Origin of the sequence: Bacteroides sp. 3_1_23 (assembly GCF_000162555.1) — a bacterium.
Lineage (GTDB): Bacteria > Bacteroidota > Bacteroidia > Bacteroidales > Bacteroidaceae > Bacteroides > Bacteroides ovatus.
In genome coordinates this window covers 96,211-117,808 of the sequence record NZ_GG774960.1, presented here as the reverse complement: position 1 = coordinate 117,808, position 21,598 = coordinate 96,211, and the positions used below count along the sequence as shown (strand labels likewise).

Below are 21,598 nucleotides of genomic sequence, written 5' to 3'. Positions count from 1 at the left end.
TCATTGGCACGATAGTGTCAACATGGTGGCACTGTTGTGCCAATACGATGGCACAAACTAAAGCATTAAGTACAGATTATTTCTTCTCTTCTTCTTTGGGTGCAACTACATAATCTTCTTTGATAAACTCATCATACACCCGCTTGGGATGATCGAATGGTGCGGTTCCATTCTTCTGCTCATTGAAGTTTTCCCGGCGGAATTGTTTCAGTTTCAAATTATCTTCTGCATACTCCCTCAATTTCTTATGCTCATTTCCATAAAGCGAACTTTCAGTTACGTCAGAATTGAGCAGGTTTTCTTTAGGAGTGATAGTAGGTAGGAGCACTTGTTCCAACAGACCACGATAGGCACCGTTATATTCGCACCATACGATATCGTTGGCTACAAATATACGATAGGAGTACTTAGACCAGGCAGTTTTGATTTCAATAGATGTAGCATAAATTTCAATGGTAGCTTCTGAACCATACGCTTGGTCACGGATCACAACGGTCGTCCGACCGCTAAGTTCTTCCTTCACGGAAGTTTGCCACTTATCAGAGTGTAAGATCTCTTCGATAATTTCCGGCAAATTTTCTTTAATCTCAAACTGTATTCTCATGGTGCTTGCCTGCGGGCAGGACTTTTTAATTTTTTTCCTCCTTAAACAATTAAGTTAGCCTAAAGTTACATAGATTGAAGCAAAAAAACAAGATTTTGTTGAAATATTTACTATTTTTGCTGAATGAACTACCTTTTCCGTTTGTTTTTGTTATAAATATGCATGAATAGTAAATACAGAGAGAGCATGTATAAAAGAGAATGGAAATTAGAAGATAGGAGAAAAAATGAAGAACTTACAGATAGATGGATCTACCGGTTTAGTGTTGGAAGGCGGGGGAATGCGTGGAGTATTCACCTGCGGCGTACTTGATTATTTTATGGATCATGATATCCGGTTTCCCTATGCGATAGGAGTGTCTGCCGGTGCGTGCAACGGATTGTCGTATGCATCACGGCAACGGGGACGTGCCAAGTACAGCAATATCGACTTGTTGGAGAAGTACAATTATATCGGTCTGAAATATTTGCTCAAAAAGCGTAATATTTTGGATTTCGATCTATTGTTCAATGAGTTCCCCGAACACATTCTTCCTTATGATTATGAAACATATTTTGCTTCACCGGAACGTTTCGTGATGGTGACTACTAATTGCATTACGGGAGAAGCCAATTATTTCGAAGAGAAAAAAGACAGGCGCAGGGTGATCGATATTGTCCGTGCATCCAGCAGTCTCCCTTTTGTGTGTCCTATCACTTATGTGGATGAGATTCCTATGCTTGATGGGGGAATCGTAGATTCCATACCTCTGCAAAGAGCTATTGCGGATGGCTGTACGAGAAATGTCGTGATACTTACCCGTAACCGGGGATATCGGAAAGATTCGAAAGATATTCGTATCCCTTCGTTTGTATACCGGAAATATCCGAAGTTGCGTGAAGCGTTAAGTTGCCGGTGTGCTGTTTATAATGAACAGCTGGAAATGGTGGAACGCATGGAGGATGAGGGAAAGATTGTCGTTATCCGTCCTTTGAAACCTGTAGCTGTAGACCGTATAGAGAAAGATGTGCAAAAGCTGACAGAGCTTTATAAGGAAGGGTACGAATGTGCGAAAGCTTTATTTTCATTTTGACTTTGTATATTGCTTGGCAGCCTTTTCCAATTTCCGACTCATTAATTCTATCAATGTCTTGGGATAAAGAATTTCTATTCCGTCGACATATCCGAAGAATACCCGTTCTAACTCATGGTTGATTACGACTTCAATTTCCAGTATGACGCTTCCGTCGGGTAGCCTTTCCACCAGTTGTTGACTGCGATGTATAGGCTTGGTTATGATGTAAGGTGCTTCGGCTGCCGCTACTTTGAAACCAACTTTCTCTGCTATGCTTCCGGAGTTTTTGGTGACACCTACCAAGTCGTCGAAGAACGTATTCGGATCGAAGAATGTATTTTTGATATAGTGTTCTTGTGGCAGAACTTCCAATGATTGTATTCTGTCCAAAGCTAAATTTTGCAATATTCGTCCGTTTCCTCTGACTCCATAAACGAACCACCGGTTGCGATATTCTTTTAATAGATAAGGATAAAAAATAAAGCTGTTGGCGGAACGTGCCTTGAACGAACGATATTTGAGCTGTATCGGATGCTCGTTTACAATCGCGTGATAGATCGTATCCAGATAATCCAGTCCTTTCAATGATTCATTCTTTTCAAAGTCAATGACAGGAGTGGTTTTCATCCGGGCAGAAGCGACATGGTCTTCCAGGCGGTTGATAATATCGCTCATTTCTGTGAAATAGGAGAAACCCTTAAATTGCCGTAACACTTCCACTGCTTCCGACATCATTTTCAGGTCTTGTTCATTCAGCGGGGTTTGTGTAATGCTGTATTCCGGATCTTCGTATTTATAGTATTTATTTTCGTACACCACAATCGGAGCGTTATAACCCAGCTTCTCGCTACGCATCATCTGTATATCCATTTGTACCGTACGTTTGCTTATGCCTTTATCAATGCCTTCGTATTCATAAAGGGCATCCGAGCAAGCATCTACCAAATCTTCCAACGTCCAGCGTCGATAAGGATTACGCAGACAGTTATCAATTGTTTTATAACGGATTAAGGCATTTCTATTTGCTGGCATAAGTAGAAGAATAAAGATTTGCTTCAAAAGTAGAAAAATAAATTCAGGAAAACAAAGAGGTTACAGGTCTTTATTTCCATAATATTTTCCTAATTAGGTATCTATTTCTACTACTTTATCTTTTTTTTCCTCGATTAATTCGATTTTAAGTCATTATTAATTCACTTTTGTGGAATTTATTAAGGGGTGCCTCTTTACTTTGCTGAAAATAGTTTTAAGGACTTAATGGTATAACATGAAAAACAAAGAAATAACATGGTAAAAAGGTTGAATTGGTTATTGGTCTATTTATTGTTTTCAATAGGGATAATGGCACAGTCCGGCGGCAGGAAACAGTACAATTCTTACAAAGGATTGGTTATGGCTGGTTATCAGGGGTGGTTCAACACCCCTGGTGACGGTTCCGGCCGTGGATGGCATCATTACAATGGTCGTGAAGGATTTCGTCCGGGATCGTGTTCCGTAGATCTTTGGCCGGAGGTATCAGAGTATAAGAAGCTCTATAAAACGGATTTTACTTTTGCGGATGGTAAGCCTGCATCCGTCTTTTCTTCTTATGACGAGTCGACTGTCAATGTTCATTTCAGATGGATGAAAGAGTATGGACTGGATGGAGTGTTCATGCAGCGTTTTATCGCAGAAATCCGGAATGAAAGCGGATTGAAGCATTTTAATAAAGTATTGAACTCGGCAATGAAAGCTGCTAATAAATATGAACGGGCTATTTGTGTGATGTATGACTTGAGCGGGATGCAGCCTGGAGAAGAAAAACTGTTGCTCAAAGACATTGCGGAAATAGCGCAACGCCATTCTTTAAAAAATCATGCGAAAAACCCTTCTTATCTGTATCACAATGGTAAACCGCTGGTAACTGTATGGGGTGTGGGATTTAATGATAATCGCCGTTATGGATTGAAAGAAGCTGCACATATTATCGACGGCTTAAAATCACAGGGATTTAGTGTGATGCTTGGAGTACCTACTCAATGGCGGGAGCTGAAAGGGGATACGGAATCAGATCCCAGGTTGCATGAGCTTATCAGAAAATGCGATATTGTGATGCCTTGGTTCGTGGGACGTTACAATGAAACCACTTATCCGAAATATCAGAAGTTGGTGGAAGAAGATATCCAGTGGGCGAAAAAGAATCAGGTTGATTATGTACCGTTGGTTTTTCCGGGTTTCTCCTGGGGGAATATGAAAGGTAAAGATCATAATTCATTTATCCCCCGCAATAAAGGCTCTTTTCTTTGGAAACAGATGATGGGAGCTATCCGGGCGGGTGCCGAAATGATTTATGTAGCTATGTTTGACGAAATTGATGAGGGGACGGCTATCTTTAAATGTGCAAAGGAAGTTCCGACAGGAAAAAGTACATTCGTTCCTATCGAGGAGGGAGTAGAAAGTGACCATTATCTGAAACTGGTTGGTGAAGCCGCTAAGGTTCTGCGCAAAGAAAAGGCGATAGCTTTTAATACCAGCCTGAATCCGGCAACTCCGAATCCTTTCATCCGGCATATGTACACAGCAGACCCTTCGGCTCATGTTTGGGAAGACGGACGTCTGTACGTATATGCTTCCCATGATATAGCACCTCCGCGAGGTTGTGATTTGATGGATCGTTATCATGTGTTTTCAACCGATGATATGGTGACATGGACGGATCATGGAGAGATATTAAGCTCCGATCAGGTGCCATGGGGACGCAAAGAAGGAGGATTTATGTGGGCTCCGGATTGTGCTTATAAAAACGGCACTTACTATTTTTATTTTCCTCATCCCAGTGAAACAGACTGGAACGACAGTTGGAAGATCGGAGTGGCTACCAGCAATAAACCGGCGGAAGGATTCAAAGTGCAGGGATATGTTGAAGGGATGGATCCGATGATTGACCCTTGTGTCTTTGTAGATGACGACGGGCAGGCGTATATCTATAATGGCGGTGGCGGCACCTGTAAAGGAGGTAAGTTGAAAGATAATATGATGGAGTTGGATGGTCCGATGCAACTCATGAAAGGACTGGAAGATTTCCATGAGGCAGCCTGGATTCACAAATATAATGGAAAGTATTATCTCTCTTATTCCGACAATCACGATGAAAACTGGAACGATGGAGTGAAGGGGGACAACCGGATGCGCTATGCGATCAGTGACTCTCCGTTGGGACCTTGGGAATCGAAAGGTATTTATATGGAACCGACTGACAGCTATACCAATCATGGATCTATTGTCAAGTTCAAAGGACAATGGTATGCCTTTTATCATAACAGTGCGTTGTCCGGGCACGACTGGCTTCGTTCTATCTGTGTAGATAAACTGTATTACAATCCTGATGGTACAATCAAGCTGGTAAGGCAAACAAAATGAGTGATTGACTAAAGAAAAACGAATATAACATGAAAAACAAAATGAAATGGATGTTGGCAATAGGATTATTGTCATGTTCAATGGCAATGGCGCAGCAACAAAGTGATATACTGTCGGTATCGGCTTCTGCCAATGCGGAAAATGCTGCTTTAGCTTTTGATAAAAATGTAAAGACGATGTGGACATTACCTTCGCAGGCACTAAAGACCGAGCAATGGCTGATGTTTACCATTCAGCAACCGGGTGATGTTTGCGAACTGGATCTTCAGATGCAGGGAGTCAACAGAAACGAACTGAAAGAGGTATTGGATATCTTTGTCACTTATGACCCGATGAATCTGGGAACTCCCGTAAACTACCGGATAGAAGGCAATGACAAACAGATGAAAGTGAAATTCACTCCTAAATATGGCGCTCATGTCAAGTTGAATTTCAAGCCGGGAAAGCTGGATAAACCTTTCTCTCTAAAGGAGATTTCAGTATTGGTAGCAGAGAAAGTACTGACAGATAGTAAAGGGAAAGTGACTGACCGTCGTTATATGGACGCATCGCTTCCGGTAGAAGAACGGGTGGAAAGTCTGCTGGCAGTGATGACACCTGAAGATAAAATGGAATTGATTCGTGAAGGATGGGGGATTCCCGGTATTCCTCATTTATATGTACCGCCTATCACAAAAGTGGAAGCCGTACATGGTTTCTCGTATGGAAGCGGAGCGACTATTTTCCCGCAGGCTTTAGCAATGGGAGCCACCTGGAACCGGAAGCTGACGGAAGAAGTGGCGATGGTAATCGGAGACGAAACGGTAGCCGCCAATACAAAGCAGGCATGGTCACCGGTGCTGGACGTTGCGCAGGATGCACGTTGGGGACGTTGTGAAGAGACTTTTGGAGAAGATCCGGTATTGGTATCACAAATAGGTGGTGCATGGATCAAAGGATATCAGTCCAGAGGATTATTTACTACTCCCAAGCATTTTGGCGGGCATGGTGCTCCATTGGGTGGGCGTGACTCGCATGACATCGGTTTGTCTGAACGTGAAATGCGTGAAGTTCACCTGGTTCCGTTCCGTCATGCTATCCGAAACTATGACTGTCAGTCTTTGATGATGGCTTACTCCGATTATATGGGTATTCCGGTTGCCAAGAGTACGGAACTGTTGCAACAGATTTTGCGGCAGGAATGGGGATTCAACGGATTTATTGTCAGTGACTGTGGTGCTATCGGTAATCTGACTGCCCGTAAACATTATACGGCACAAGATAAGATTGAAGCTGCTAACCAGGCATTGGCTGCCGGTATTGCCACTAATTGCGGTGATACTTATAACAATAAAGAAGTGATTCAGGCCGCCAAAGACGGACGCATCAACATGGAAAATCTGGACAACGTATGTCGTACCATGCTTTCTACCATGTTCCGTAATGAACTCTTTGAAAAGAATCCCTGCAAACCGTTGGACTGGAAGAAGATTTATCCGGGATGGAACTCTGACAGCCATAAAGAGATGGCACGTCAGGCAGCCCGTGAATCTATCGTAATGTTGGAGAATAAAGAGAACCTTCTGCCTTTGACCAAGAACCTGCGTACAATAGCTGTACTGGGGCCCGGAGCAGACGATCTCCAACCGGGTGATTACACTCCGAAACTACTACCCGGACAGTTGAAGTCTGTATTGACAGGCATTAAAGAGGCTGTTGGTAAGCAAACGAAAGTTCTTTATGAGCAGGGTTGTGACTTTACAAATCCGGATGAAACGAATATTCCCAAAGCAGTAAAAGCCGCTTCTCAATCCGATGTTGTAGTAATGGTATTGGGGGATTGTTCTACCAGCGAAGCCACCAATGATGTTCGCAAGACATGCGGTGAGAATAATGACTGGGCCACTCTGATTCTGCCGGGTAAACAACAGGAATTGCTGGAAGCGGTTTGTGCGACAGGTAAACCGGTGATTCTGATTCTTCAGGCAGGACGTCCTTATGATATTCTGAAAGCATCGGAAATGTGTAAAGCTATTCTCGTAAACTGGTTACCGGGACAGGAAGGCGGTCCGGCAATGGCAGATGTACTGTTTGGTGATTATAATCCCGGTGGTCGCTTGCCGATGACTTTCCCACGTCACGTAGGACAACTTCCTTTATATTATAATTTCAAAACATCGGGGCGTCGTTACGAATATGTAGATATGGAATATTATCCTCTTTACCGTTTCGGATTCGGTCTTAGCTATACCTCTTTTGAATATTCGGATTTGAAGATACAGGAAAAACCCAATGGAAATGTGACGGTTCAGGCTACAGTGAAGAATATAGGAAGCCGTGCCGGTGATGAAGTAGCACAATTGTATGTGACGGATATGTATGCCAGCGTCAAGACCCGTGTTATGGAGTTAAAGGATTTCGACCGTATTTATTTGCAACCGGGAGAATCGAAAACCGTCTCTTTTGAACTGACGCCATACGACATTTCATTGCTCAATGACCACATGGACAGGGTAGTGGAAAAAGGAGAATTCAAAATATGTGTCGGTGGTATGAGTCCTGACTATGTGGCCAAGAATGAGATTAAACATAGTGTGGGTTACAGCGATAATAAAAAAGGGGTGACCGGTATGCTTAACTATACGCACGAATTCGGTGCCGACTTTATCCTTTCTGTATCCAAAGTAGAAGAGAATCTGACGAAGAATCAAAAGACTGTATGGGTCAGCGTGAAGAATAATGGCACGCTGATGGATATTGGCAAGGTAGAAATGTTTGTTGACGGCAAAAAAGCAGGGGATGCCATTCATTATGAACTGGGAGCCGGAGAAGAAAAACTGATTCCGTTCAAACTGGATAAAGACAACAAGCAACCTGTTGCTTTTACTACTAAATATAAGATGGTGGCTCTGTAGAGCCATCACCTTCATCTAATTCCTGATAAAATGAAACAATTACTTTTGGTTTCGTGGTTGCTGTCACTGTCCGCTATCTTGGGATTGCCGGAAGTGAAAGCAGATGTAAGGATGCCTTTGATTTTCGGCAACCACATGGTTTTGCAGCAAGATACCCGGATTACGATTTGGGGATGGGCTGATGCCGGAGAAAACATTGAAGTACTCTTTGCCGGACAAAAAGTGAGAACCACTGCCAATGCCGACGGGACATGGCAGGTAAAACTGAAGCCGGTAAAAACGAAGAAAAAAGGAGAGACGCTGACTATTACCGGAAAAAACAAACTGGTTTATTCGGATGTGCTGGTAGGTGATGTATGGGTTGCTTCCGGACAATCAAATATGGAGTGGGGGATCAAGGTCAGAAAAGAATATGCTGATGATATAGCTCATTCGGAAGATTCATTGTTACGTTTATTCTTTGTTCCTAAAAATACGTCATTACAGCCATTGTCGGAGATTGAAATTCCTCAAGGAACAGCCAGTCCCGAACGGGCTGCCAGATGGGTGCTTTGTACTCCGGAGATGCTGGCAAAAATAAATGGGCAGGGTTTCTCTGCCACTGCCTATTACTTTGCACGTGATATGCGTGCTGCAAACGGACGTCCGTTAGGAGTGATACAGTCCGCCTGGGGTGGTACACGTGCAGAAGCTTGGACAAGCCTTTCCGGGCTAAAGCAGGAGCCTGCATTGGCTCATTATGTAGCTGCTTACGAGAAAAATGTGAAAGATAATCCGGAAATACTGGCTACTTATCCGCAAAAGCAGAAAGAGTTTGATACAGCAGTCAGAGAATGGGATCAAGCAATAGGTAAAGAGTGGAATCAGGCACAGAAAGAATGGGCGGTAGCTGTACGGGCTGCACAAGCCGATGGGAAACCGGCGCCCGCCAAACCGGAACCCAGAGTACCTCGTCCACCCAATCCACGCAAACCGGATGGTGGAAATAACGGCCCGGCTAATCTGTTTAACGCCATGATTTCTCCTTTAATTCCGTTAAGTATCAAAGGAGTAATCTGGTATCAGGGTGAATTTAATTCCGGTGGCTCGGCAAAAGAATATGCGACACTTTTTTCCCGGATGATTACAGATTGGAGGGAGAAATGGGGAATAGGAGATTTTCCTTTTGTATATGTACAGCTTCCTAATTTCGAGCCTGTAGATCAGGAACCTTCTGTTGAGGGGAACGGTTGGCGTTGGGTACGCGAAGGTCAGTTGAAAGCACTGAACCTGCCTAATACTGCGATGGCGGTAACGATTGATGTTGGCGACCCGTTCGATTTGCATCCGGTTGATAAATACGATGTAGGACATCGGTTAGCCCTTGCTGCCCGTAAATTGGCATATGGAGAGAAAATTGTTGGTATGGGACCTCTTTATAAGAAAATGTCAGTGAAGGGCAATAAAATTATCTTGGAGTTTTCCAATCAGGGTAAGAAGTTGATGATAGGGACTTCTCCCTATATTCCTGAAGGAGAACAGGTTCGTCCAAAGCCGACAAAGCTCACAGGATTTGGCATTGCCGGGGCCGACCGTAAATTTGTTTGGGCGGATGCCGTCATAGAAGGTAATAAGGTCATTGTATCGAGTCATGAAGTTGCCGAACCCGTAGCTGTGCGCTACGGATTTTCCAATAGCCCACGTTGTAATCTGTATAATGAGGAAGGGTTGCCGGCATCGCCTTTCCGTACAGATCACTGGGAATGACACAAATACCGGAATAAATAAAAAGAAAAACACCATGAAGAAATCTACTCATCTATTAATTGCAAGCATATTGGCAGGATGTATCACTTCCTGTTCATCAGGAAAGCGAATCGCCCAACATCGGATAGTAACTAATCCGATGAATCTGAACTATCGGTTTCAACCGAAAGACAAATCGCGTCGGGAAGCTGCCGATCCGGTATTGGAGTATTTTAAAGGCTATTATTATTTATTTGCGTCCAAGTCCGGTGGATATTGGCGCTCTGAAGATCTGGCCGACTGGGAATATATTCCTTGTACGACTATCCCCACATTGGAAGATTATGCTCCTACCATTCTTCCGATAGGAGATACGCTCTATTTTACGACTTCCAGCGGGAAAACACAGATTTTCAAAAATGCCCATCTGGAAAAAGATACTTGGGAGGCTGTGGACACCAAACTGACCTACCGGCTTCACGACCCGGCTTTTTATAGTGATGAGGACGGTAAGGTGTATATGTATTGGGGATGTTCGGATAAGGACCCGATTATGGGAGTGGAAGTAGATCCGAAAGACGGTTTTCGCGCGTTGGGTGAAGCCAAAGCACTGATCGCGCATCATGGAGACAAGTATGGTTGGGAAGTTCCCGGAAAGAATAATGAAGAACCGCGTCAGGGATGGAACGAAGGACCTTGTATGCTGAAATATGAAGGACGTTACTATTTGCAATATGCGGCTCCGGGTACTCAATATCGTATTTATGGCGATGGAATCTATGTAGGAGATACTCCTTTGGGTCCTTTTGAATATGTGGAAGACAATCCGTTCTCATTTAAACCGGGAGGCTTTATCGGTGGGGCAGGACACGGACATACTTTTCGGGATAAGTATGGAAACTACTGGCACGTAGCTTCCATGATCATTTCCGTTCGTCATATGTTTGAACGGCGGTTGGGACTTTTTCCGGTTGCTGTATCCAGTCGCAACGGTATATATGCTCACACAGTCTGGTCGGATTATCCTTTCTATATTCCTAACCGGAAAGTTGATTTTGATAAAACAGATTTGAGTGTGGGATGGAATCTGCTTTCATACCGGAAACCGGTACAGGCTTCTTCGTCTCTTGCCGGCTATGAACCGGGCAATGCAAATGATGAACAGATTGAAACATGGTGGGCTGCTCAAACCGGAAAAAAGGGCGAATGGTTACAGGTTGATTTGGAGACTCCAATGTTGGTAAATAGTATACACGTGAATTTTGCCGACCATCACTTCAAGGTTTTCGCACCACACCCTCCCGTTGTTTATCAATTTTTTATCGAAGGTTCGGCAGATGGGGAAAAATGGATGAATTTGTTTGATGAAAGAGAGAATGGAAAAGATGAGCCTCATCGCCTGTTTACGTTGGATAAACCCGTGAAGGTCCGTTATTTGAGAATTTGTAACGCTAAAGAGATGGATGGGTGCTTCTCTTTATCCGGTTTCCGTGTATTTGGTAAAGGAGAAGGTGCTGCTCCTTCTAAGGTGACAGGCTTCCGGGCAATCCGGAATTCGGAGGATAAACGAATGTTTCGTTTCACTTGGGATGCACAAAAAGGGGTTATCGGATACGTGTTACGGTGGGGATCACAGAAAGATAAGTTAACGCACGCAGTGACGGTATTTGACAATCAATATGAAGCCCGTTACTTTAACAGAGACTCGGAATATTATTTCTCGATAACGGCATTTAATGAGAATGGTAATTAGTGAAATGAAAGGTCGATAAACATGCAAGATAAAAGGAACAGTGGGATAATGACTTTGCAAGTATTCAAATGCTGCGTCTGTATTTGGATCGGAGTCTTTTCGGAAACAATGCTTGCGCAGACACAGAAAGTGGTGTTCTCCCGTGATTTTTCTCCGGCAGAAGGGTTGGTCACTCCCCAGGAAAAGCCTTATCGGGATGAAGTTTGTCTGAACGGACTTTGGGATTTACAATGCGTCGCTGTTCCTTCTTCGTGGAAAAAAGGTTCCGGGATAGTCTTCTGGAATTCCATGTTGCGTGTAATGGGAATTGCAACATACGGAGCCGACTTCAATTCTTATGATGCAAAGAACAAGAAACATGATTTGTTGATGGACGGTCCTGTAGATTAGAAAGTGGGAAAGTGATTCCGGAGCAAGTGCTACGAACAATTATAAAAGAAAATATGATAGAAAAATGGTGATAATGAACAGGTATAAAAAGATTTTGTTGGCAGGTACTTTATCTGTGATGTCTTGCTCATTGATACATGCGCAAGAGTTGTATAAGAATGAAAACGCTCCTGTGCACGAACGGGTGGCAGATTTACTTTCCCGCCTGACAGTGGAGGAAAAGATTAGTTTGCTGCGTGCTACTTCTCCCGGTATTCCCCGTTTGGGTATTGATAAATACTATCATGGCAATGAGGCATTGCATGGAGTAGTCCGTCCGGGACGTTTCACTGTATTTCCGCAAGCTATCGGACTGGCAGCTACCTGGAACCCGGAGTTACAAAAACGGGTGGCTACTGTGATTTCGGATGAGGCGCGTGCCCGTTGGAATGAACTCGATCAGGGGAGAGAGCAAAAAGAGCAGTTTAGTGATGTACTGACTTTTTGGTCGCCTACGGTGAATATGGCACGTGATCCCCGTTGGGGACGTACCCCGGAAACGTATGGGGAAGATCCTTTTCTAAGCGGAGTGATGGGAACGGCTTTTGTGAAAGGTTTGCAAGGAGATGATCCGCGTTATTTGAAGATTGTTTCCACTCCCAAGCATTTTGCCGCCAATAACGAAGAACATAACCGTTTTGTCTGTAATCCGCAAATCTCGGAAAAGCAACTGCGCGAATATTATTTCCCGGCTTTCGAAATGTGTGTGAAGGAAGGAAAGGCTGCTTCTATCATGACTGCTTACAACGCGTTGAACGATGTGCCTTGTACACTGAATGCCTGGCTGCTGAAAAAGGTGTTACGTCAGGACTGGGGATTTCAGGGATATGTCGTTTCCGATTGTGGGGGACCTTCTTTATTGGTAAACGCCCATAAGTATGTAAAGACGAAAGAGGCGGCTGCCACTCTATCCATTCAGGCTGGATTGGATTTGGAATGTGGAGATGATGTCTATGACGAATATCTGCTGAATGCTTACAAACAATACATGGTATCGGATGCCGATATCGATTCGGCTGCCTGCCATGTGTTGACAGCACGTATGAAACTGGGACTTTTTGATGGAACCGAACGAAATCCGTATACCAGAATCTCTCCGTCGGTGATCGGCTCGAAAGAGCATCAACAGATTGCTTTGGATGCAGCCCGGGAGTGCATTGTTTTATTGAAGAATAAGAATAATATGCTTCCATTGAATGTTAATAAGGTGAAATCAATAGCCGTGGTAGGTATCAATGCCGGTAAATGTGAGTTTGGCGATTATAGCGGTGCGCCGGTAGTAGATCCGGTTTCCATTTTGCAAGGTATAAAAGACAGGGCAGGCGATCGAGTGAAAGTAGTGTATGCACCCTGGAAATCTGCTGCCGACGGCTTGGAACTGATTCAAGGAGAAAACTTTCCGGAAGGATTGAAAGCGGAATATTTTGAAAACACTGCATTGGAGGGTACGCCTAAAGTACGTAAAGAAGGTTGGATTAATTTTGAGCCTGCCAATCAGGCGCCCGATCCTTTTCTTCCTAAATCTCCGCTTTCCGTTCGTTGGACGGGAAAGTTGAGACCGACTATCTCCGGTCGTTATACTTTTAGTTTTACTTCCGACGATGGTTGTCGTTTGAGTATTGACAACCAGTTGTTGATTGATGCCTGGCCGGCTCATGCGGTATCTACTGACTCTGCTTCCATCTATCTTGAAGCGGGGAAAGATTATCAGTTAAAAGCGGAGTACTATGACAACCGGGATTATGCTATCGCAAAATTACAATGGAAAGTTCCGCAGGTAGGAAAAGCTACCCGTCTCGATTTGTATGGGGAGGCCGGAAAAGCAGTCCGCGAATGTGAAACGGTCGTTGCTGTGATGGGAATCAATAAGTCAATAGAACGTGAAGGACAGGACCGGTACGATATTCAGCTTCCGGCAGACCAAAGAGAGTTCTTACAGGAAATCTATAAAGTAAATCCGAATATAATCGTTGTATTGGTAGCAGGAAGCTCACTGGCTGTCAACTGGATGGACGAACATATTCCTGCCATCGTAAATGCCTGGTATCCGGGTGAACAGGGAGGAACAGCCGTTGCCGACGTATTATTTGGTGACTACAATCCAGCCGGGCGTTTGCCGCTCACTTATTATAAATCTCTGGATGAATTGCCTGCTTTCGATGATTACGATATAACCAAAGGGCGTACTTACAAATATTTTAAAGGAGACGTTCTTTATCCTTTTGGTTACGGACTTAGTTATTCTTCTTTCAAATACAGCGATTTGAAAGTAAAAGACGGTGCAAATACCATCAGCGTTTCTTTCCGCTTGAAGAATACCGGCAAGAGGAAAGGGGATGAAGTGGCACAGGTCTATGTGCGGATTCCGGAAACCGGAGGTGTCGTTCCGATTAAAGAGTTGAAAGGTTTCCGGCGTATTCCTTTAAAATCAGGAGAGAGCCGTGTGGTAGATATCGAACTCGATAAAGAGCAACTTCGTTATTGGGATGCAGGATTGGGACAATTCATCGTTCCCCAAGGTGCGTTCGACATTATGGTCGGTGCTTCCTCTAAAGATATTCGTCTGCAAACTGTCATTAATTTATAGATTGTATCATAGTTGTTGAGGCTGTGTAAAGGGTAATCGATGTATTAACTGTACCTTTTACACAGCCCGACTTTTAATTTATTGTAGTATGAAAAACAAGTATTTGCGGTGCATAAACGCACTATTCTTATGCTGTCTGATGGCGGAAACAACAATGGCCGCCCGTTTCCAACAGCCGTCCCTGAAAGCTACTTACAACAAACCCGCAAAAGTGTGGGAAAGCGAAGCATTGCCTATTGGCAACGGTTATATGGGCGCTATGATCTTCGGAGGTGTGGAAGTAGATGTTATTCAGACAAATGAACATACTTTGTGGTCGGGAGGTCCTGGCGAAGATCCGTCTTATAACGGAGGGCATTTGGGAACCCCGGAAACGAATAAAAGTTATCTTCATAAAACCCGTGTGCTGTTACAGCAGAAGATGAATGATTTTACTGTAAATCATTCCGCTTATATTGACGCAGACGGAAAATTGATTACCCATAATTATGAGGGGGACGGTAACGGTACGGAACTACGAAACCTCATAGATAAACTGGCGGGAACTAAAGAGCATTTCGGCTCTTTTCAAACATTGAGCAATATCATTGTAGAGGTTGTAAATCCGGCTACCTCCGAACCTGCCTATTCTGACTATACTCGGACGCTGGATATCGACAATGCCATTCATCGGGTAACTTATAAAGAGGGAGGAATAACCTTCAAACGGGAGTATTTTATGAGTTATCCGGACAATATCATGGTGATGCGTCTGACATCGGATTCGAAGAAGGGAAAGATTTCACGTATGATATCTTTGGAGTCATTGCATACCGACAAGGTCATCCGGGCTTCGGACAATACGATTACCCTGACAGGATATCCTACTCCGACGAGTGGTGACAAGCGCGTAGGAGATCATTGGAAGAATGGATTGAAATACGCGCAGCAACTATTAGTGAAACATACAGGCGGAAAGATTACGGTAGTAGACGGGAAGAAATTGAAGATAGAAGAGGCCAAAGAAATCATCGTATTGATGTCGGCTGCAACAAACTATGTGCAATGCATGGACGATTCTTATCATTATTTCTCTGGAGAAGAACCGCTGGATAAAGTGAAGGCTACGCTGAAAAAGGCGGCCAATAAAAAATATACCGCTTTATTGGCTACCCATGAAAAAGATTACCATTCGTTGTATGACAGAATGAAACTGAATTTGGGCAATCTGCCGGAAATGCCCGTTGTAACTACGGATAGTTTGCTGAAGGGTATGGATGCTCATACCAACTCGGAATCCGAGAATCAATATCTGGAAATGTTGTATTTCCAATTTGGTCGCTATCTATTGATTTCTTCTTCAAGAGAAGGTTCTCTGCCTGCCAATTTGCAAGGAGTATGGGGAGAAAGACTTTCCAATCCCTGGAATTCCGACTATCACACCAATATCAATGTGCAGATGAATTATTGGCCTACGCAGCCTACTAATCTATCTCGTTGCCACCTGCCTATGGTAGAATATGTAAAGAGCCTTGTACCACGCGGAAAATATACGGCGCAACAATATTATTGCAAACCCGATGGCGGAAATGTACGTGGATGGGTGACGCATCATGAAAATAATATTTGGGGTAATACGGCTCCGGCCAAGAAAGACACTCCCCATCATTTTCCGGCAGGAGCTATTTGGATGTGCCAGGATATTTGGGAATATTACCAGTTTAATCTTGACAAGGACTTTTTAGAAGCGTATTATGATGTCATGCTCCAAGCGGCTCTTTTCTGGGTGGATAACCTTTGGACGGACGAGCGGGACGGTACTTTGGTGGCAAACCCCTCACATTCTCCCGAGCATGGTGAGTTTTCATTAGGTTGCTCCACCTCACAAGCCATGATAGCAGAGATGTTCGATATGATGATAAAAGCCAGCAAGGTGTTAGGTAAGGACAAAGAACCGGAGATTGCAGAAATAGAGACTGCAATGAACAAACTTTCCGGTCCGAAAATAGGATTGGGCGGACAATTGATGGAGTGGAAGGACGAAGTGACGAAAGACGTTACCGGAGACGGTGGACACAGACATACGAACCATCTTTTCTGGCTGCATCCGGGCTCGCAGATTGTGATCGGAAGGAGCGAAGAAGATGATAAATATGCAAATGCCATGAAAGTGACACTGAATACCCGTGGAGACGAGGGCACAGGCTGGAGTAAAGCGTGGAAACTAAATTTCTGGGCCCGTTTGCATGATGGTAACCGCTCTCATGCATTATTGCGGAGTGCAATGAAACTGACTGTTCCCCAAGGCCGTTTCGGTGGTGTATATACCAACCTTTTTGACGCGCATCCGCCTTTCCAGATTGATGGAAACTTTGGTTGTACAGCCGGAATTGCGGAAATGTTGATGCAGAGTCAGGGGGGATATATCGAGTTGCTTCCCGCTTTGCCCGATGCATGGAAAAACGGTGCGTTCAAAGGGATGAAAGCCAGAGGAAACTTTGAAGTGGATGTAATCTGGAAAGAAGGGCAAATCACTTCGATTGAAATACTTTCTAATGCAGGTGCAGAGTGTATGCTTAAATATCCGGATGCAAAGAGTCTGAAAGTTTCCGGTGCTAAGGTAAGAGTACTCGCTGACGACCGGATTGCTTTTGATACTGTTAAAGGTAAGAGATATACGATCAGATGAATATTGCACAATGCGATATTCGTTTTACAACGAAAACTCCCCCTCACAACGAAGTGAGGGGGAGTTTATTCATTCAAAACCTTTCGGACATTTGTCCTCTCTTTTATTTCTGCTTTCTACCTTATTCCTATTTGTTGGTAGTCAGGCAATTAATCATATTCACTACTAACTTGCCAGCTACCGGATCTGTCGTTGCCTTTTCCGTACACATGGTAGAGATCATTGCTTCTCCCTTTCCGTCAGCTATTTGTAACATCGTCAGTCCACGCATAGATTCTATTCGTTCGATGCGGTCTTCCGGCTTTCCACCATCAATGTAAGCGTGAATTTTCATCTGTCCTGCCAGTTCCGTCACGTTCTTGTGGCGATGGACTTTCAGAGTAGCGGTACATGCTTGCGGAATTTCCCGTTTATTGTTGTTGAAATAGCGTAATTCCAATACATCGATGTCATTGAACACCGGAGCATCATTACGTTCCATAATTACGATATCGCCTTCTGTCGGGATAATCCAGCCCGTGATATATTCAGGATATATCGCTTTGACGGCTTCCTTACTGTTGAGGAAGAGCAGCTTTCCACCTTTTGACTGATAAGCACGGATCAGCTCCTTTTCTTCGTCAGTGCAGGCTGTCAGACCGGAGATAACACAAAGGTCGGCTTTCAGTTTGCTGTTGAGCAATTCTTTTATGGAAGAAATCGGTTGATAATTGATGTTCAGGAAGTCAAATACCGTTTTCGTGTTATCTTTATCCAGCAATACGATCTTTTTGTTTGGGTCTACCTGACCTACATTCCACTCTTTATTAGTGAGCAACAACTCATATTCATTGGCAGAAATTGGCAGACCGTTCTCTGTGAGTTTTAATACCAGTTTGGCTTTTGTCTTGTCGGCAGGCAGATTGGCCGGCAACTGAATATCAGGTTCGGCATAGTATCGCGCATAATGTTTCACAGCCGGAATCTTTTCACTACCGCTTGCCAGACACTTTCCGCTTTCATCTTGTATTTCCCAACGAAGCAGGGACGGTTGCAGATCCGTTCCGTCTTCACGGTCATTGACCACATAGATGCGTGTAGGCAGTTTCTCACCTGCGTACAAGTTGCGTCCCCATAATTCTGCGCTAACCAATACAGGTTGTAAAGCCCGTTTCAAAGCATAGTAGGTGGGGTACGGTTCTATGTTCTGATAATCGTATGTCTGACGGAACCATGTCATCAATGCAAAGTGCATAATACCTGAAGCCTGGTCGTTGGAGCGACGAAGCGTTTCGGCCAGTTCACCCGTGATGAATGCTTGTACTTTCAGGAATGAAGCCGGGTCTGCCCAGTCATAAGACTCATAACCGATCAGTGTATAAGGATTTTGGTGGATGAGCTGATAGGAGCGGGTAGGATGTCCCGTTTCGTTATTGGGATAACCCGTAGACATCTCCTGACTGATAAGCGGACGGTCGGCTACTTTGAACTGTTTTTGGAATTCTCCATTGAAGAAACGGAAAACCGAGTAGTCATACCAATTGTAATAACCGTGCATATCGTCAATGTCGCCATCGTCGATGCTGCTCATAAAGTCAGCGCCGAATTTCTTATCCTTGCCTTTGGCCTGATAGTTGGAGTCGAAGCAGATAGGACGGGTAGGGTCGATGCGACGCATCTCTTTCACTACATCCGAAATAATACGGTATTTCTCTTTGGCACGTTCCAGATTGCTGTCATTGTCATAGAACTTCATTTCATTGTTCACTGTCCAGAAGAGCAGTGAAGGGTGGTTGCGATATTTTTTCAGCAATCCTAAAAACTCGTTACGCCATATTTCAATCAGACGCTGGTCTGGAATTGGAGTGGAATGAATCATCAACCATGACCATGTGCCTTCGAATGAAACACCGATACCGTTACGGTCGGCAGCTGTCATCCAGCGTTTGTTCCACGGAGTGGTGTGTGTACGGGTTACGTCGATGTTTCCGGCTTTCATCAGTTGCATGAAAGTATTGGCCAGATTTTCATCATTAGGTGCCAGTGCGAAAGGAATGTGGTTTCCGCCGCGCAACCAGTATTTATTACCGTTCAGGTAGAAAAGTCCGTCTTTCACCTCAAAAGTACGGAATCCGGAAGTCTCTGTCAGACAGTCCAGTTCTGTTCCTTTATCTGCTACCAGGCGGAATTTGAAATCGTACAGGTTGGGATGCTGCGGTGTCCATAAGCGAGGTTTCAAATCGCTGATCGTATAGGTTTCCATGCGCTCTTCATCTGCATTGAGATTCAGTTTCCGTATGGATAATCCCGAATAGAGTACAGCACCGGTTTCTTTGTCGATGATATCTGTATAAAGGTCGAACTGTTTCTTTTTACTACCGTGGTTCTTTAGGGTTACATCGAAGGTAGCGCCATTCAGGGTCGGTTTGATAAAGACATCTTCCACTTTTACGGGATCGGTAATCGTCAGTTTTACCGGTTGCCAGATTCCGGCAGGTTCGTCACCATAAAAACCATGAGGAATTTCTTTTAGCAGAGCATCTTTGTTCACTTCCACTTTGGCATCTTCCTGTTCACTTTCACGTACAGAAGAATAGAAGAAATCGATGGCATTTGCCGATTCCGATGCGCTTCCATCCATTTTGCGTGTCACTTTTACGGTAATCAGGTTCTTACCGGGTTTCAGCAAACGGCTGCCGTCTACCTGAATTTCACCGAACATGCCGAGATGTGAAGTGGCTAATGTTCCGTTGATATAGATTTCGGCAATTTTGGAGACTGCGTCGAAGGTCAGCGTCATATTCTTGCCTTCCACATTGGCAGGCAGTTCCAGCCATTGACGGTACCAGGCATATTTCACCCGGCGATAATCGAATGTATAGTTTTCACAGCGGTCGGTTTCCTGTTGGTAGTAGGTGTCCGACACACCTTTGGGTTGTGCACCGGTAGGAGAGGGCATCGTTTCGCCATGCAGCCAGATACGGATTGGTGTCCAGAAGTTAGGAACGGACATGATGTGCCAGTCCTGGTCGTTTGTTTGTACCGAAACAGCCTTATCCTTGTTGTCCAGTTGATAGTCCGGCATAAAGAGCCAGTTGCCATCCAGCGTGATATCTGTGCGGCTGCCGGTGAGCGTTGCCAGTTTGGCGGAAGTATAGGAAGCCCGTTCCTGGCGGCGTTTGTTTTCTTTCTCCGTAGGAGTGGCCTTCTTTTGATATTCTACCACTTTCACGTTTTTCAGTGCATCGTCTGCCATCGGAGTAACGGTGAGGTCGTCAAATTCAGTTTCTATCCATCCTCCACCCAGAGCAACTTCACCCGATGGTACCAGGTCGGCATTCTTGTCTACAAGATCAATATGCGGTTGTTTCTCGTCGTTGAGGAATATGCGGATACGGTTGCCGCAAACTTCTACTTTTACACGATACCACTCTCCCGGCACAGGATGGAAACCTAACGGGCGGACTCCCATAAATTCGTCCGTACCCATATATCCGGTGCGCATCAGGTAAAGATCATCTTGCAGTCCGCCTTTGATACCTACCACATAACGGTCGAAACGGTTGTAATTGCGGAAGCTCGCCCATATCTGCACCTGTTCGGCATTTTTAGGGGCACGGGCTTTGAAAGAAAAGGAGTAGTTTTTCCATTCGGGATGACCGAATACGGCATAAGCGCCTTTCGAACGGAATACATTGTCGGCAATACTGCATGTTCCCCGACCCACCACTTTCAGTGTTTCTCCGGCATTGGAGAAGTCGTTTGTCCATGTAGCATTGCTTTGTGCTTGTCCGTTCATGCAGAAGACGCTGCACGCACAAGCCAGAAATACTTTGCTGATTCTATTCATGATATTACAAGTTAATAATAATTTTGGTATAAAAGTACGGTTCGACAATAAATATTAGAATGAAGTACCGCTTAATGTACACTTAATATGTGCTTAATTGTCTCTGCTCTTGTTTTTCGTTGATTAATTTTGTATCTTTATAGGTTTCTCGTCTTTTTTATATAGATAGTCACTTTATAAAGTGACAATTGTCAGCTTATACAGGGCAGACGCATTAAAAATTATTTTCCTGTAAAAGTTGTGACAAATATTTTTCATCCCATCCCGCTTTTAGTCTTTTCAGATTCATGCTTCCTTTTGTTGTTTTCTCATTCTTTAGTATGGTAAGTGCCATTTTTGTTGCCACCGAAAAGTTTCTGGCTGCATTTTTCACCTTTTTACTGTAGTCTTCTCGAAAGGTAACATCCAGTTGCCAATGAAGATTATTCTCAATAGACCAATGCTGCCTGATGGCAGATGCAATCTCCTCCGGTTTGGTATTATCAAGTGAAGTTACATAGTATCTGACCTCTTGAGTATATTCTCCTGTTGCTACTATTGTTCTCTCCGACTTTATCCCTACAATAGACTTCAACCCCACAAGTTTCTTCTTAAACATTTTCTCCATAATAGATCCATAACTGACTACAGTACATGTTCTTGTCTCAATCCTTCCA

The 21,598-nt window shown here is 44.1% G+C and carries 12 protein-coding genes; 8 read left to right on the top strand and 4 right to left on the bottom strand.

The genetic code is table 11. The features are described from left to right. Window positions 1–76: 76 nt before the first annotated feature. Entirely contained in the window at window positions 77–604 is a 528-nt protein-coding gene (locus tag HMPREF9010_RS00485; RefSeq protein WP_004307123.1) for a hypothetical protein, read from the bottom strand. A gap of 226 nt (window positions 605–830) precedes the next feature. On the opposite strand from HMPREF9010_RS00485, the gene HMPREF9010_RS00490 reads away from it, so the two are divergent. Then, a complete protein-coding gene (locus HMPREF9010_RS00490) occupies window positions 831–1,676 on the top strand; it encodes a patatin family protein (protein WP_004307122.1) in 846 nt (281 codons plus the stop codon). On the opposite strand, the gene HMPREF9010_RS00495 is transcribed toward HMPREF9010_RS00490, so the two are convergent. Continuing rightward, the gene (locus tag HMPREF9010_RS00495; protein ID WP_008651926.1) at window positions 1,668–2,690 is read right to left on the bottom strand and encodes a helix-turn-helix transcriptional regulator; all 1,023 of its coding nucleotides are present in this window, start codon (window positions 2,688–2,690) and stop codon (window positions 1,668–1,670) included. The two genes, HMPREF9010_RS00490 and HMPREF9010_RS00495, sit on opposite strands and share 9 nt — an antisense overlap. A 1,446-nt stretch (window positions 2,691–4,136) precedes the next feature. Here HMPREF9010_RS00495 and HMPREF9010_RS26830 point away from each other — a divergent pair. From HMPREF9010_RS26830 to HMPREF9010_RS00530, 7 genes are all read left to right on the top strand, one after another. Further along, window positions 4,137–5,057 carry a family 43 glycosylhydrolase gene (locus HMPREF9010_RS26830; protein WP_369746714.1) on the top strand — a complete coding sequence of 307 codons (921 nt, stop codon included), beginning with the start codon at window positions 4,137–4,139 and terminating at the stop codon, window positions 5,055–5,057. A gap of 29 nt (window positions 5,058–5,086) precedes the next feature. After that, window positions 5,087–7,951 carry a glycoside hydrolase family 3 C-terminal domain-containing protein gene (locus HMPREF9010_RS00505; protein ID WP_032852994.1) on the top strand — a complete coding sequence of 955 codons (2,865 nt, stop codon included), beginning with the start codon at window positions 5,087–5,089 and terminating at the stop codon, window positions 7,949–7,951. Between the two features lie 30 nt (window positions 7,952–7,981). Beyond that, window positions 7,982–9,697, top strand: a complete 1,716-nt coding sequence (locus HMPREF9010_RS00510) for a sialate O-acetylesterase (RefSeq protein ID WP_008651921.1) — start codon at window positions 7,982–7,984, stop codon at window positions 9,695–9,697. A gap of 34 nt (window positions 9,698–9,731) precedes the next feature. Further along, complete coding sequence (locus HMPREF9010_RS00515; protein WP_008651919.1) at window positions 9,732–11,429, top strand: family 43 glycosylhydrolase; 1,698 nt, start codon at window positions 9,732–9,734, stop codon at window positions 11,427–11,429. Between the two features lie 21 nt (window positions 11,430–11,450). Beyond that, window positions 11,451–11,819 carry a hypothetical protein gene (locus HMPREF9010_RS00520; RefSeq protein WP_008651918.1) on the top strand — a complete coding sequence of 123 codons (369 nt, stop codon included), beginning with the start codon at window positions 11,451–11,453 and terminating at the stop codon, window positions 11,817–11,819. A gap of 64 nt (window positions 11,820–11,883) precedes the next feature. Continuing rightward, window positions 11,884–14,445, top strand: a complete 2,562-nt coding sequence (locus HMPREF9010_RS00525) for a glycoside hydrolase family 3 C-terminal domain-containing protein (RefSeq protein WP_008651916.1) — start codon at window positions 11,884–11,886, stop codon at window positions 14,443–14,445. Between the two features lie 88 nt (window positions 14,446–14,533). Continuing rightward, the gene (locus HMPREF9010_RS00530; RefSeq protein WP_008651914.1) at window positions 14,534–17,113 is read left to right on the top strand and encodes a glycosyl hydrolase family 95 catalytic domain-containing protein; all 2,580 of its coding nucleotides are present in this window, start codon (window positions 14,534–14,536) and stop codon (window positions 17,111–17,113) included. Window positions 17,114–17,240: 127 nt separating this feature from the next. Here the strand turns inward: HMPREF9010_RS00530 and HMPREF9010_RS00535 are convergent, their stop codons facing one another. Together HMPREF9010_RS00535 and HMPREF9010_RS00540 are read right to left on the bottom strand one after the other, a co-directional pair. Beyond that, window positions 17,241–20,942, bottom strand: coding sequence for a glycoside hydrolase family 2 (locus HMPREF9010_RS00535; protein ID WP_032852987.1), 3,702 nt, complete (start codon window positions 20,940–20,942; stop codon window positions 17,241–17,243). A gap of 214 nt (window positions 20,943–21,156) precedes the next feature. Further along, window positions 21,157–21,598: ISAs1 family transposase (locus HMPREF9010_RS00540; protein ID WP_157453739.1), on the bottom strand; the 442-nt coding region annotated here is incomplete at its 5' end.

What these genes read in the sequence shown, in the direction of transcription:
- HMPREF9010_RS00515 (WP_008651919.1), top strand. Translation starts at nt 9,732, where the DNA reads ATGAAGAAATCTACTCATCTATTAATTGCAAGCATATTGGCAGGATGT.
- HMPREF9010_RS00525 (WP_008651916.1), top strand. Translation starts at nt 11,884, where the DNA reads ATGGTGATAATGAACAGGTATAAAAAGATTTTGTTGGCAGGTACTTTA.
- HMPREF9010_RS00485 (WP_004307123.1), bottom strand. Translation starts at nt 604, where the DNA reads ATGAGAATACAGTTTGAGATTAAAGAAAATTTGCCGGAAATTATCGAA.
- HMPREF9010_RS00535 (WP_032852987.1), bottom strand. Translation starts at nt 20,942, where the DNA reads ATGAATAGAATCAGCAAAGTATTTCTGGCTTGTGCGTGCAGCGTCTTC.
- HMPREF9010_RS00495 (WP_008651926.1), bottom strand. Translation starts at nt 2,690, where the DNA reads ATGCCAGCAAATAGAAATGCCTTAATCCGTTATAAAACAATTGATAAC.
- HMPREF9010_RS00505 (WP_032852994.1), top strand. Translation starts at nt 5,087, where the DNA reads ATGAAAAACAAAATGAAATGGATGTTGGCAATAGGATTATTGTCATGT.
- HMPREF9010_RS00510 (WP_008651921.1), top strand. Translation starts at nt 7,982, where the DNA reads ATGAAACAATTACTTTTGGTTTCGTGGTTGCTGTCACTGTCCGCTATC.
- HMPREF9010_RS00520 (WP_008651918.1), top strand. Translation starts at nt 11,451, where the DNA reads ATGCAAGATAAAAGGAACAGTGGGATAATGACTTTGCAAGTATTCAAA.
- HMPREF9010_RS00530 (WP_008651914.1), top strand. Translation starts at nt 14,534, where the DNA reads ATGAAAAACAAGTATTTGCGGTGCATAAACGCACTATTCTTATGCTGT.
- HMPREF9010_RS00490 (WP_004307122.1), top strand. Translation starts at nt 831, where the DNA reads ATGAAGAACTTACAGATAGATGGATCTACCGGTTTAGTGTTGGAAGGC.